Origin of the sequence: Streptomyces sp. NBC_00483 (assembly GCF_036013745.1) — a bacterium.
In the GTDB taxonomy this organism is placed as follows: domain Bacteria; phylum Actinomycetota; class Actinomycetes; order Streptomycetales; family Streptomycetaceae; genus Streptomyces.
In genome coordinates this window covers 6,956,737-6,968,817 of sequence record NZ_CP107880.1, presented here as the reverse complement: position 1 = coordinate 6,968,817, position 12,081 = coordinate 6,956,737, and the positions used below count along the sequence as shown (strand labels likewise).

The 12,081-nt window shown below is 69.6% G+C and carries 13 protein-coding genes; 7 read left to right on the top strand and 6 right to left on the bottom strand.

All coding sequences use genetic code 11. From position 1 onward, the window contains the following. Positions 1–24: 24 nt before the first annotated feature. Both OHA73_RS31370 and miaA read right to left on the bottom strand, forming a co-directional pair. Positions 25–492 (bottom strand): hypothetical protein, encoded by a 468-nt coding sequence (locus OHA73_RS31370; RefSeq protein ID WP_266718923.1) that lies wholly within the window; start codon positions 490–492, stop codon positions 25–27. A 107-nt stretch (positions 493–599) separates the two neighbouring features. Then, entirely contained in the window at positions 600–1,538 is a 939-nt protein-coding gene (gene miaA, locus OHA73_RS31365; protein WP_327656688.1) for a tRNA (adenosine(37)-N6)-dimethylallyltransferase MiaA, read from the bottom strand. A 182-nt stretch (positions 1,539–1,720) separates the two neighbouring features. On the opposite strand from miaA, the gene OHA73_RS31360 reads away from it, so the two are divergent. Both OHA73_RS31360 and OHA73_RS31355 read left to right on the top strand, forming a co-directional pair. Beyond that, positions 1,721–1,999, top strand: coding sequence for a hypothetical protein (locus OHA73_RS31360; RefSeq protein ID WP_267068945.1), 279 nt, complete (start codon positions 1,721–1,723; stop codon positions 1,997–1,999). Positions 2,000–2,031: 32 nt separating this feature from the next. Continuing rightward, positions 2,032–2,316, top strand: a complete 285-nt coding sequence (locus tag OHA73_RS31355; RefSeq protein WP_266714936.1) for an antitoxin — start codon at positions 2,032–2,034, stop codon at positions 2,314–2,316. An 81-nt stretch (positions 2,317–2,397) separates the two neighbouring features. Here the strand turns inward: OHA73_RS31355 and OHA73_RS31350 are convergent, their stop codons facing one another. Both OHA73_RS31350 and miaB read right to left on the bottom strand, forming a co-directional pair. After that, positions 2,398–3,114, bottom strand: a complete 717-nt coding sequence (locus OHA73_RS31350; RefSeq protein WP_266714935.1) for a class III extradiol dioxygenase subunit B-like domain-containing protein — start codon at positions 3,112–3,114, stop codon at positions 2,398–2,400. A gap of 70 nt (positions 3,115–3,184) precedes the next feature. Next, entirely contained in the window at positions 3,185–4,717 is a 1,533-nt protein-coding gene (gene miaB, locus OHA73_RS31345; protein WP_266714934.1) for a tRNA (N6-isopentenyl adenosine(37)-C2)-methylthiotransferase MiaB, read from the bottom strand. 145 nt (positions 4,718–4,862) lie between these two features. On the opposite strand from miaB, the gene OHA73_RS31340 reads away from it, so the two are divergent. Beyond that, positions 4,863–5,858, top strand: coding sequence for a TAXI family TRAP transporter solute-binding subunit (locus tag OHA73_RS31340; protein WP_266714933.1), 996 nt, complete (start codon positions 4,863–4,865; stop codon positions 5,856–5,858). Here OHA73_RS31340 and OHA73_RS31335 read toward each other — a convergent pair. Together OHA73_RS31335 and OHA73_RS31330 are read right to left on the bottom strand one after the other, a co-directional pair. After that, a complete protein-coding gene (locus OHA73_RS31335) occupies positions 5,837–7,351 on the bottom strand; it encodes a sensor histidine kinase (RefSeq protein WP_327656687.1) in 1,515 nt (504 codons plus the stop codon). The two genes, OHA73_RS31340 and OHA73_RS31335, sit on opposite strands and share 22 nt — an antisense overlap. A gap of 21 nt (positions 7,352–7,372) precedes the next feature. Further along, positions 7,373–8,059, bottom strand: a complete 687-nt coding sequence (locus tag OHA73_RS31330) for a response regulator transcription factor (protein ID WP_266714931.1) — start codon at positions 8,057–8,059, stop codon at positions 7,373–7,375. 247 nt (positions 8,060–8,306) lie between these two features. Between OHA73_RS31330 and OHA73_RS31325 the strand changes: the two genes are divergently transcribed. The 4 genes from OHA73_RS31325 to OHA73_RS31310 all read left to right on the top strand — a co-directional run bounded on the left by OHA73_RS31325 (position 8,307) and on the right by OHA73_RS31310 (position 11,894). Continuing rightward, positions 8,307–9,086, top strand: a complete 780-nt coding sequence (locus tag OHA73_RS31325) for an amino acid ABC transporter ATP-binding protein (protein ID WP_327656686.1) — start codon at positions 8,307–8,309, stop codon at positions 9,084–9,086. A 94-nt stretch (positions 9,087–9,180) separates the two neighbouring features. After that, complete coding sequence (locus OHA73_RS31320; protein ID WP_266714929.1) at positions 9,181–10,101, top strand: glutamate ABC transporter substrate-binding protein; 921 nt, start codon at positions 9,181–9,183, stop codon at positions 10,099–10,101. A gap of 153 nt (positions 10,102–10,254) precedes the next feature. Next, positions 10,255–10,902, top strand: coding sequence for an amino acid ABC transporter permease (locus OHA73_RS31315; RefSeq protein WP_266714928.1), 648 nt, complete (start codon positions 10,255–10,257; stop codon positions 10,900–10,902). Beyond that, a complete protein-coding gene (locus tag OHA73_RS31310; RefSeq protein ID WP_266714927.1) occupies positions 10,899–11,894 on the top strand; it encodes an amino acid ABC transporter permease in 996 nt (331 codons plus the stop codon). The genes OHA73_RS31315 and OHA73_RS31310 overlap by 4 nt, the downstream gene beginning before the upstream one ends. Positions 11,895–12,081: the final 187 nt, after the last annotated feature.

The window sequence follows — 12,081 nt, the reverse complement described above, 5'->3', positions numbered from 1 at the left end:
TGCCGCCAGGGGTGCGGAGCACGGTCAGCGCAGGCGTGCCACGCGCCACACGGCGAGCACCGCGACGGCCGCGACCACGACGACGTACGCGCCCACGACCCGCCAGTCCGGCCAGCGGCCCGAACCGCGCGGCGGCAGTCCCGGCAGCGTGTAGCCCACCCTGCGGGCCGCCATCATGCCCCAGCCCGCGGCGCAGGAGCTGATCAGGAGGCCGAGCATCGCCACGACCGCGCCGCCGTCGCCGAACTCGAAGAACAGCGGGAACGCGAACATCAGGGAGCCGATCGCGGCCAGCATCACGATGGGTGCCAGCTGCCAGATGCGGAGCCTGCGCTGCGGGCGCAGCTCGACCTCGACCTCTTGGCCCTCGTCCTGCGCGGCGAGTTCCTCCGCGGTCGGGCCGTCGGCGATCACGCCGTCGGCGGTCGCCTCAGGACCATCGGTACTGAGCTGCTCTCCGCCTGGTGCGGTGTCACGAGGGCCGGCCTCCATCGCCACGCGCCCTCCCACTTCGGACTCCACTGGTCGATCGATGGTCGATGATGGCACGCCCATAGAGGCCGCGATGACGGGCGGAGCGTCCCGATGCCATCACGTGATCAGGCTGTAACCGGTCGTTCGACCAACGACATTGCGCGAGCCGGGAGTTCCCCGCGTTCCGCCACGGCCCCACTGAGCCAATGCACCCGTGGGTCGCGCCGGAACCACGAGTCCTGGCGGCGCGCGAAGCGCTTGGTGGCGCGGACGGTCTCCGCGCGCGCCTCGTCCAGCGTGCACTCGCCGGCGAGCGCCCCGAGCACCTGCTGGTAGCCGAGGGCACGCGACGCGGTACGCCCCTCGCGCAGCCCCTGGGACTCCAGCGCGCGCACCTCCTCGACGAGACCCGCCTCCCACATACGGTCCACGCGCGTGGCGATGCGTTCGTCGAGTTCGGGACGCCCCACGTCCACGCCGATCTGGACGGTGTCGTAGACGGAGTCGTGTCCCGGCAGGTTGGCGGTGAACGGCTTGCCGGTGATCTCGATGACCTCCAGGGCGCGGACGATGCGTCGGCCGTTGCTCGGCAGGATCGCCGTGGCGGCCTCCGGGTCGGCGGCGGCGAGCCGCGCGTGCAGGGCGCCGGAGCCGCGCAGCCGGAGCTCGTCCTCCAGGCGGGCGCGGACCTCGGGGTCGGTGCCGGGGAACTCCATCTTGTCGACGGCGCCCCTTACGTAGAGCCCTGATCCACCGACGAGGACGGGCCAGCGGCCCGCCGCGAGCAGCCGGTCGATCTCCGCGCGGGCGAGGCGCTGGTAGTCGGCGACGCTGGCGGCCTCCGTGACATCCCAGATGTCCAGGAGGTGGTGCGGCACCCCGTCGCGCTCCTCGGGCGTCAGCTTCGCGGTACCGATGTCCATCCCCCGGTACAGCTGCATGGAGTCGGCGTTGACCACCTCGCCGCCGAGTTCCTTGGCGAGGAACACGCCTAGATCTGACTTTCCTGCCGCGGTCGGCCCGACGACGGCGATGACCCGCGGGGCGGGAGCTGCGCTACTCACCGCCCCAGTCTCGCAAACCCGGGCACCTGTTCACGAATGAGCGACGTGACGCCACAGGTTCGGGTTCGTTGCCTGTTGCGAGGTTCCAGCCGCCGGTTTCGAGAGCCGGCGCCCCGGTCGCCGCAATGGGACGCACCGGGTAGGGCGGGATTTCGCCCACACGAGTACCGTATGGAGTTGACATGGGCGTTTTTGCCAGGTTTCGCCGGAAGGCCAATGCTGCGGAGGAGGCGTCAACCGCCGAGCCGCAGGCCGCCACCCTGACGGCCGCTCCGGAGGTGGCGGACGCCGAGGAGTCCACCGAGGCCGCCGCGGCTCCCACCGGGGAGCAGGAGGCCACGGAGGCCGCAGCCGACGGCGAGCCGGCGGAGACCGCCGTGGCGGAGGGCGTGGAGATCCCGAAGCAGCAGTCCGCGGAGCAGGCCGCGGACAACGAGGCCGGTGAGGCCGCCCGCAAGTAGCTCCAGAGTTCGGTGCGACGGAAGGTGCAGCGATGGGCATCATCGACTCGTTGAAGGCCAGGTTCGGCCCCGCCAGGAACAAGGTCTCGGACCTCGCGCAGCAGCACGGGGACAAGATCGACCAGGGCTTGGACAAGGCCGGCCGGATGGTCGACGAGAAGACCAAGGGCAAGTACAGCGACAAGATCCAGATGGGCACGGCCAAGGCCAAGGACGCTGTCGACAGGATGTCCGCGACGGAAGGCAAGAACGCCGAGAACGCCAAGGACACCGACGACGGGAACACCCCGCCGTCGCCCCCTTCCGCGGCGTCGTGACCCCGAGCGCCCCCACAGACGGCGACGGCCGCGAAACCCTTTGGGTTTCGCGGCCGTCGCCGTCTGTGGGGGCGTTTCGCGCTAGGTCCAGGACGCCACGAAGTAGCCCACTCCGTAGGGAGCGTCCTCGTACAGGAGACGGCCCGTGCCCTCCCGCTTGTCCCAGGCGGCGCTGAGGAGCTGCCACGGGGCGCGTCCGGAGATCTTCAGTTCGCGGGCGAGGTCGGCGTCGAGGTTCGCGAGCGTGCCGTCGACGTCGAGGTCGCGCAGTGCCGCGGCGATGGCCGCGTCCACGCCCTCGGCGCGCTCGTCCAGGTAGCCGGGGGCCTTCAGCGTGCGGCAGGCCGTGCCGTCGCCCATGACGAGGAACGCGACGCGCTCCGCTCCGGTCCTGCCCTCGGCGAGGTGGAACGCACCGTCGGCTTGGGCGGACGCCGAGCCGTCGCCCGCCACCTCGTAGCCGCGCACCGCACCGGTCCATCCCGCGCGCGCGAGCAGCCACGCGCCTACGGAGAGGGACGGCGGGAGCGTCGCCTCGACGGGCTCGGACGGCGCCGCGCCCAGGTGCACATCGAGGTCGACTCCGAAGGGGCGGAAGGAGCCGCGGGCGCCCGGCTCGTGGATGCCCGTGCGCGGGCCCTCGCCGATGACCCACACCAGGTCGGGCTCCGCCGCGAGCAGCGCCGCGATCGCCTCGTCACTGGCCGCGCGCGCGGCGTCCAGTTCCGGGGCCGCGCCCGCGGCGACGTCGGGCACGAGCAGGGGCGGGCACGGGCAGGCGGCAGCGGCGACAAGCATGATCGGCAGCCTACTGCGCGCCCACCGTGCACCGGAAAGTCGGCCGCACTCCCCGAGGAGGCGAGGCCGGTCAGTCGACGGCGCAGCCGCCGGTCACCGCGGGCAGCGGCTCGGGAACGCCGATCTTGGGGAGGCCGAGCAGCACGCCCTGCTTCTTGTCCTGCTCCTCCTGGTTGCGCTTTTCCCACGCGTCACCCGCGCGCGTGCGGCGCACGTTCAGGACGTCGCCCTCGGCGAGCAGGTGGTGCGGGGCGGCGTACGTGATCTCGACGGTCACTACGTCGCCGGGGCGCACCTCGGCCTCGGGCTTGGTGAAGTGCACGAGGCGGTTGTCGGGGGCGCGGCCGGAGAGGCGGTGGGTGGCGCCGTTCTTGCGGCCCTCGCCCTCGGCGACCATGAGATCCACGGTGCGGCCGATCTGCTTCTTGTTCTCCTCCCAGGAGATCTCCTCCTGGAGGGCGACGAGGCGCTCGTAGCGGGCCTGCACGACCTTCTTGGGGATCTGGCCCTCCATGGTCGCGGCCGGGGTCCCCGGGCGCTTGGAGTACTGGAAGGTGAAGGCCTGCGCGAAGCGGGCCTCGCGCACGACGTGCATCGTCTGCTCGAAGTCCTCCTCGGTCTCGCCGGGGAAGCCCACGATGATGTCGGTCGTGATGGCCGCGTGCGGCATGGCCTCGCGGACCTTCTCGATGATGTTCAGGAACCGCTCCTGACGGTACGAGCGGCGCATCGCCTTCAGGACCGTGTCCGAGCCGGACTGCAGCGGCATGTGCAGCTGCGGCATCACGTTCGGGGTCTCGGCCATGGCGGCGATCACGTCGTCCGTGAAGTCGCGCGGGTGCGGGGACGTGAAGCGCACGCGCTCCAGGCCCTCGATGCCACCACACGCGCGCAGCAGCTTGCTGAAGGCCTCGCGGTCGCCGATGTCGCTCCCGTAGGCGTTGACGTTCTGGCCGAGCAGCGTGATCTCGGAGACGCCCTCGCCGACCAGGGCCTCGATCTCCGCGAGGATGTCGCCGGTCCTGCGGTCCTTCTCCTTGCCGCGCAGCGCCGGGACGATGCAGAAGGTGCAGGTGTTGTTGCAGCCGACCGAGATGGAGACCCAGGCCGCGTACGCGCTCTCGCGGCGGGTGGGCAGCGTGGAGGGGAACGCCTCCAGGGACTCGGCGATCTCGACCTGGGCGTCCTCCTGGACGCGGGCGCGCTCCAGGAGGACGGGCAGCTTGCCGATGTTGTGCGTGCCGAAGACGACGTCCACCCAGGGCGCCTTCTTCACGATGGTGTCGCGGTCCTTCTGGGCGAGGCAGCCGCCCACGGCGATCTGCATGCCCGGACGCTCCGCCTTCTTGGGGGCGAGGTGGCCGAGGTTGCCGTAGAGCTTGTTGTCAGCGTTCTCCCGCACCGCGCACGTGTTGAAGACCACGACGTCGGCGTCGCCGTCGGAGCCCTCGGGGGCACGCACATAACCCGCGCCTTCCAGGAGACCCGACAGGCGCTCGGAGTCGTGGACGTTCATCTGGCACCCGTAGGTGCGCACTTCGTAGGTCTTCGGGTGCTCGGGTGAACGGTCGTCCACGGCCGGACGCGGGTCGCTGCTGCTCATGACAACAAGGGTATGGGGTTCCCGGAGTGGTTCTGTGGCGCCGTCCTCGTCCTCCCGACGCCGTGGCAACGACGTCACCGAACGTGACCACAAGGGGACGTTCCGAACCTGGCCACCGCGCGCCCCCAGCTGGCAGGATCACGCCATGCCGCAGCCGCCCCTCCGCGTGACCCGCCGCAGCGCCCTCATGGGTTCCGTGGCCGGACTCGTGGTGTTCGGCCTGCTGTTGTGGTGGCTGCTTCCGTTCGGTGAGCAGTCACCCCGGGGCCAGGTGACCTTCAGTACCGGCGCGCGCACGGGCGTCTACGAGAGGTACGGCAAGCTCCTCAAGCGTGCCGTGGACCGCGACCTGCCCGACCTGGGCGTCACCCTCACCGGCAGCCAGGGCTCCTGGGAGAACGTGCAGCGCGTGGCCACCGGAAAGGCGGACTTCACCATCGCCGCGGCTGACGCGGTCGCCAAGTACCAGTCCGAGGGCCAGCCCGGCGCGGACCGGCTGCGCGGCTGCGCCCGCCTCTACGACGACTACATGCAGCTCGTCGTGAAGCGGTCCTCATCCGTGCGCAAGGTCGCCGACCTGCGCGGCATGAAGGTGGCGGTGGGCGGTCGGAGCTCGGGGGTGCGGCTGATCGCCGAGCGGATCCTGAAGGCGGCGGGGCTCGACGTCCGCAAGGACGTCACCGAGGTGGGCATCGGCATAGACGCCATGCCGCGCGCCCTGGAGTCGGGCGAGATCGACGCGTTCTTCTGGTCCGGGGGCCTGCCCACCAACCACGTACGGAACCTGTCCGAGGAGGCCCCCATCCGGCTCGTCGAACTCGGCTCGCTGGTCGACAAACTGCACGCCATGGGCGGCTACTCGCGCTACTACCGGGCCGCCGTGATGCCCGCCGACGCCTACCCGGCGGCCCAACAAGGCGCGCCCGTCAACACGTTGGCGGTTTCGAACCTGCTGGTGACGACCGACCGGGTGGACCCGGAGCTGACCGAGGCGGTCACCCGTACCGTCATCGACAGCCGCGACCACATCGGGGCGCAGGTGCACGCGGCCCAGCTCGTCGACCTCAGAACGGCCGTCTACACGAACCCGCTCACGCTCCACGAGGGCGCGCGCCGCTACTACCGCTCGGTCAAGCCCTGAGCGGCCGTCTCCCGGCCTGAACCGTTCTCCCCGCGGCTGGCCCCGTCGCCCGCCTCCGCGACCCCCTGGACCGGCACCGGCGCCGTCCTGGGCACCCGCAGCGTCACCTCCAGGCCGTGCGGTTCCCGCCGCGCGTATCCGAGGGAGCCGCCGCCCGCCGTCAGCAGCGCCCGCGAGATGGACAGGCCGAGGCCCGAGCCCTTGATGTTCTGGTGCCGTCCACTGCGCCAGAACCGGTCACCGATCCGGGCGAGTTCCTCCTCGCTCAGGCCCGGCCCGCCGTCCGCGACCTCGATCACCGTCGCGTCGCCGGTGGCCTCGGCCGTGACGGTCACCTGCTCACCCTCGGGCGTGAACTTCAGGGCGTTGTCCACCACCGCGTCCAGGGCGCTGGACAGCGCTACCGGGTCGGCCCAGCCCGTCACCGCGGGGCAGTTGGCCACGAGTCGTACGCCCTTCTCGTCCGCCAGCGGGCGCCAGGCCTCCACCCGCTCGGCGGCCAGCTCGCCGATGTCGGTGAGCTGAAGATCCGCGGCGGCGTGCTCGGCCAGGGCCAGGTCGAGCAGGTCGTCGAGGACCCGGCCGAGGCGCTTGCCCTCGGTCTTCACCGACCCGATCTCCTCGTTCCCCTCCGGCAGTTCGAGCGCCAGTACGTCGATGCGCAGCATCAGGGCGGCGAGCGGGTTGCGCAGTTGGTGCGAGGCGTCGGCGACGAAGGCGCGCTGCTGCTCGAGCACGTCCTCGACGTTGTCCGCCATCTCATTGAACGACCGAGCCAGGCGCCGGAGTTCCGGCGGGCCGCCGGCCGCCGCGACCCGCGACTTCAGTCGCCCCGTGGCGATGTCGTGGGTCGTCGCGTCCAGGACCCGTACAGGGCGGAGCACCCAGCCGGTCAGCCGCAGTGCGGCGCCCACGGAGAGCAGCATCGCGGCCACCTCGCCGGCTCCGATGACCAGCCAGCCACGCAGTGTCTTGCTCCGCATCGCGCCGGTCGGCGACTCGGTGACCACGACCGCGACGACATCACCGTCCCGGATGACGGGCGACGCGACGACGAGCCGGCCCTGCTGCCACGGCCACACCTGCGGCGGATCGTGGCTGCCGCGCGAGTACAGCGCCTCGTCGAACGCGGCGCGCAGCACACCGTCGGAGCCCGGCGGCGGCACCCGGAAGTCGTGGGGCGCGCGCCCCATGGGCTCCTCGTCCCGGTAGAAGACGCCCGCCTTGATTCCGTACACCTCGTGGTAGCGGGCGAGTTCGGTGCGCAGCGTCTGCTGTCGCTCGTCGCTCACCAGCTTCTCGCCCTTGCTCGCCTTGTCCGGGCGCGTGGTCACGAACTGTGCGAGGGAAGCGAAGCGCGCGGTGTCGTCGATGCGGTCGACGACCACCTTCTGCTGCTGGGCGGAGGCCACGCTCACGGCCAGCGGAAAACCGAGTGCGAGCAGCACGCCCGCCATGAGGACGATGAGCAGGGGAAGCAGGCGGGCTCGCACGCCAGGACTCTACGGCTTCTGTTACGCGGCCGGGGCGACGAGCCGGTAACCGACTCCCCGCACGGTCTCGATGAGCGTGGGCATGCGCAACTTGGAGCGCAGCGAGGCGACATGCACCTCCAGGGTGCGCCCCGTGCCCTCCCAGCTGGTCCGCCACACCTCGCTGATGATCTGCTCCCTACGGAAGACGACGCCCGGACGCTGCGCCAGGAGGGCGAGCAAGTCGAACTCCTTGCGGGTGAGTTGAACCACCTCTCCCGCGACCGCGACCTTACGGGTGGGCAGATCGATGCTGACGTCCCCGAACTGCACCTCGTGGTCGACGGCGGCGGCGGGTTCCTCCTGCACCGTACGGCGGCTCACCGCATGGATGCGGGCGAGCAGCTCTCCTATGTCGTACGGCTTCACTACGTAGTCGTCCGCACCGAGGTTGAGCCCATGGATGCGTGACCGTACGTCCGCGCGCGCGGTCACCATGATCACGGGCGTCGTGGTGCGCTTGCGGATCCTGCCGCACACCTCGTAGCCGTCCAGGTCGGGCAGGCCCAGGTCGAGCAGCACGACACCGAAGGCGTCCGCCTCGGGCACCAGCGCCTGCAGGGCCTCTTCACCGCTGCGCGCGTGCTGGACCTCGAAGCCGTGCCGGGAAAGGACCGCCGAAAGGGCACCGGCCACGTGGTCGTCGTCCTCGACGAGAAGCAGTCTCATTACGCCCCCTCACCTCTCCCGTGCGGTTCATCAAGGCATCCACTCCGAAAAGTAAGGACGACGTCAAGAGCCTTCCGGTTACGGCCGTGTTCCGTTATGCAGCCGGTATGAGCGCCCCGCGCCCCCTTCACGCATAGTGTCCGGTTGCGGCCGGATCGTTATGCTCAATTTCCCCTCAGATGTAATGACGCTGGTCGTACGGGGTTACTACTGTCCTCCCAACCGAGGAGGACGGAGCAAGACCCCGATGACCGAAGTTTCGGTGACCAAGGACGCCACTCCCCCTGCGGGCGACGCACTGGTCGCACTGAGCCGAGTCAACAAGCACTTCGGCGCGTTGCACGTGCTCCAGGACATCGACCTGACCATCGCGCGAGGTGAGGTCGTCGTCGTCATCGGCCCGTCTGGCTCCGGCAAGTCGACGCTGTGCCGCACGATCAACCGTCTGGAGACCGTCGATTCCGGCGACATCGCGATCGATGGCAAGCCGCTGCCCCAGGAGGGCAAGGAACTGGCACGCCTGCGCGCGGACGTGGGGATGGTCTTCCAGTCCTTCAACCTCTTCGCGCACAAGACGGTGCTGGAGAACGTGACGCTGGGGCAGGTCAAGGTCCGCAAGACGGACAAGAAGGCGGCCGAGGACAAGGCGCGTGCGCTCCTCGACCGGGTCGGCGTCGCCGCGCAGGCCGACAAGTACCCCGCACAGCTCTCCGGCGGCCAGCAGCAACGCGTCGCCATCGCACGGGCGCTGGCGATGGACCCGAAGGTGATGCTCTTCGACGAGCCGACGTCGGCGCTCGACCCGGAGATGATCAACGAGGTCCTGGAAGTGATGCAACAGCTCGCACGGGACGGCATGACGATGGTGGTGGTCACGCACGAGATGGGCTTCGCCCGCTCCGCGGCCAACCGCGTCGTCTTCATGGCGGACGGCCGGATCGTCGAGGAGGCCGTCCCCGACCAGTTCTTCAGCAATCCGCGCAGCGACCGGGCCAAGGACTTCCTGTCGAAGATCCTGCACCACTAGACGCGCGCCCCGCGCGGGCCCCCAACTGGGGCCCCGCGTGCGCGTGTTGCCTCATTCCCTACTGCCGAATCTGCCGACACGAAGGATGTTCACCATGAAGCTCCGTAAGTCCGCCGCAGCGGCTGCCGCCGTCGCCGCGCTCGCGCTCACCGCCACCGCCTGTGGCGGCGAGTCCGGCAACGCCGGCGACAAGCCCGCCGGGGCCTCGGGTGGCAAGAACCAGCCCAAGCTGCCCACGTACGCGGTGAAGAGCGATGTGAAGGTCGACTCCGCGACCCTGGAGAAGGCCCAGAAGGCCGGCAAGATCGTCATTGGTTCCAAGGACGACCAGCCGTACCTGGGCTTCCAGGACTCCGGCGGCAAGCGCTCCGGCTTCGACATCGAGATCGCCAAGATGGTCGCGGCGGACCTCGGCTTCAAGGCCGACCAGATCACGTTCAAGACGATCGACTCCGGTGTCCGCGAGACCACCATCTCCAAGGGCGATGTCGACCTCTACGTAGGCACGTACACGATCAATGACGAGCGCAAGAAGCAGGTCGGCTTCGCGGGCCCGTACCTGATGGCCGGCGCCGACCTCCTGATCCGCAGTGACGAGAAGGGCATCACGGGCCCGACCTCCCTGAAGGGCAAGAAGGTCTGCTCCATCAAGGGCTCGACCCCGCTGCAGGAGATCAAGAAGCCCAAGTACGGTGCCGAGACCGTCGAGCTGGCGAAGTACTCGGAGTGCGTGCAGCAGCTGCTCAACAACGAGGTCGACGCCGTCACCACCGACGACGCGATCCTGAAGGGCTACGCGGCGCAGAACCCGAAGAAGCTGAAGGTCGTCGGCAAGCCCTTCACCAAGGAGCCCTACGGCGTCGGCATGGCCAAGAACGACAAGGCCCTGCGTGACGCGGTCGCGGACGCCATCGAGGCGCACCAGAAGAACGGCGACTACAAGAAGGCCTACGACGCGACGCTCGGCCTCTCGGGCTCCGACTACGTGGAGCCGCCGGCCCTGGAGCGCTACTGAGCGTTCACGCTCCTGAGCGTCCAGCCGCCTGTCACTCGCAGGCAGTGAGTTGACCGTGCCCCTGTACGCCGTCACGCCGAGCACGACGTCCGTGACGGCGTACGGGGCGCGGCTCCCCCTGCCCGACCGCTGCCGCCCCACGAGGAACTCCCCGTGAATGTACTGCTCGACCACCTTTCGGAATTCCGCGAGGGATTCCTCGGCACCATAGGCCTGACCCTGGCCAGTGGCCTCCTCGCGATGCTGCTCGGCACGGTCCTCGCCGGTTTCCGGGTCTCGCCCGTACCGCCCCTGCGGTACTTCGGCACCGCCTGGGTCACGCTGTTCCGCAACACCCCGCTGACGCTGCTGTTCCTCGTCATCTGGTTCGCGGTGCCCCAGGTCCTCGACTTCGGCTTCAGCCCGTGGGTCAAGGCCCTGATCGTGCTGAGCTGCTACACCTCGTCGTTCGTCTGCGAGGCGGTGCGCTCCGGCATCAGCACCGTGCCGCTCGGGCAGGCCGAGGCGGCGCGCTCGATCGGCATGTCGTTCTTCCAGACGCTCGGCCTGGTCATCCTGCCGCAGGCGGTGCGCACCGTGCTGCCGCCGCTGAGCTCCATCTTCATCGCGCTGACCAAGAACTCGGCCATCGCGGGCGCCTTCAGCGTCACCGAACTGTTCGGCTGGCAGAAGCTGTTGAGCGACCAGGGGTACCCGATCGCCTGGGTCTTCCTGTGGGTGGCGCTCGGCTACCTGGTCATCACCTTCGCCATCAGCATCTTGTTCCGGGTGCTCGAGAGGACCCTGGAGGTCGCCCGATGAGTGCCAGCGTTCTCTACGACGCCCCGGGCCCCAAGGCCCGCACGCGCAACCGGATCTACACCGTCGTCGGTACGCTCGCGGTCGCCGGTCTCATCGCCTTCGTGGTCATGCAGCTCGCGTCCAAGGACCAGTTCGCCACGGCCAAGTGGGACATCTTCAACTACGCCAACGTTCGTGTGGCGATCCGTGACGGCATCCTGACCACCCTGAAGGTCTTCGCCGCCGCGGGTGCGCTCTCGCTGGTGCTCGGCGTCGTCCTGGCGGTGGCCCGTTACTCGGAGCACCGGCCGATCCGCTGGTTCGCCACGGGCTTCATCGAGCTGTTCCGCGCCATCCCGCTGCTGATCACCATTTACGCCCTGTGGGTTCTTTTCCTCACCTACAAGAGCGACCTGGGCGTCGTCGGCCAGAACAACTCCTTCTGGGCGCTGGTGATCGGCCTGACGGTCTACAACAGCTCGGTACAGGCGGAGGTGTTGCGGGCCGGCTTCCAGGCCGTGCCGCGCGGCCAGGTCGAGGCGGCGTACGCACTGGGGCTGCGCAAGTATCAAGTGATGACCATGCTGCTGCTGCCGCAGGCGATCCGCTCGATGCTGCCGACGATTATCAGCCAGCTGGTGGTCACCCTCAAGGACACTTCGCTCGGCTACATCATCACGTACGCGGAGCTCCTGTACGCGGCCCGCAAGCTGGCCAACAACACGTTGGTCGAAGGCGAATACCCGTACGTTCCGGTACTCATCGTGACCGGCACGATCTACGTCCTGATGTGTCTGGCCCTGTCCGGGCTCGCCAACTGGATCGAGCGGCGCGGCCGCCGCGCCAAGACCGGCATCAAGGTGGCCGCGGCCGCCGAACCCGTCGGCGAGGGTGGCCTGATGGACGCCGCGGACCTGCCCGGCGGGGCGGGCCACGGCTCGGCCGCCGCCGAGCCCGTCGAGCGGCCGGCGAGCGATGACCGATCCGAAGGACCCGGTTCGCCAAGGAGTTGACCCGACCCCGGGCGCGGGGCCCGAGCTGTACGGCGGCAGTGGCGTGATCGCCACTGCCGCCGTCACTTGACGCAAGCACCGGCAATGGGTTGCATACGCTCTGTGAACGCGCACCCCGCTCCAACTGCCCGTCCTTGCACGTCCAGTACGCCGCCCGTGCCCTGGCACGGGACACTTCCCGGCGGGT

What these genes read in the sequence shown, in the direction of transcription:
- OHA73_RS31370 (WP_266718923.1), bottom strand. Translation starts at nt 492, where the DNA reads ATGGAGGCCGGCCCTCGTGACACCGCACCAGGCGGAGAGCAGCTCAGT.
- OHA73_RS31360 (WP_267068945.1), top strand. Translation starts at nt 1,721, where the DNA reads ATGGGCGTTTTTGCCAGGTTTCGCCGGAAGGCCAATGCTGCGGAGGAG.
- OHA73_RS31355 (WP_266714936.1), top strand. Translation starts at nt 2,032, where the DNA reads ATGGGCATCATCGACTCGTTGAAGGCCAGGTTCGGCCCCGCCAGGAAC.
- OHA73_RS31350 (WP_266714935.1), bottom strand. Translation starts at nt 3,114, where the DNA reads ATGCTTGTCGCCGCTGCCGCCTGCCCGTGCCCGCCCCTGCTCGTGCCC.
- miaB (WP_266714934.1), bottom strand. Translation starts at nt 4,717, where the DNA reads ATGAGCAGCAGCGACCCGCGTCCGGCCGTGGACGACCGTTCACCCGAG.
- OHA73_RS31340 (WP_266714933.1), top strand. Translation starts at nt 4,863, where the DNA reads ATGCCGCAGCCGCCCCTCCGCGTGACCCGCCGCAGCGCCCTCATGGGT.
- OHA73_RS31330 (WP_266714931.1), bottom strand. Translation starts at nt 8,059, where the DNA reads ATGAGACTGCTTCTCGTCGAGGACGACGACCACGTGGCCGGTGCCCTT.
- OHA73_RS31325 (WP_327656686.1), top strand. Translation starts at nt 8,307, where the DNA reads ATGACCGAAGTTTCGGTGACCAAGGACGCCACTCCCCCTGCGGGCGAC.
- OHA73_RS31320 (WP_266714929.1), top strand. Translation starts at nt 9,181, where the DNA reads ATGAAGCTCCGTAAGTCCGCCGCAGCGGCTGCCGCCGTCGCCGCGCTC.
- OHA73_RS31310 (WP_266714927.1), top strand. Translation starts at nt 10,899, where the DNA reads ATGAGTGCCAGCGTTCTCTACGACGCCCCGGGCCCCAAGGCCCGCACG.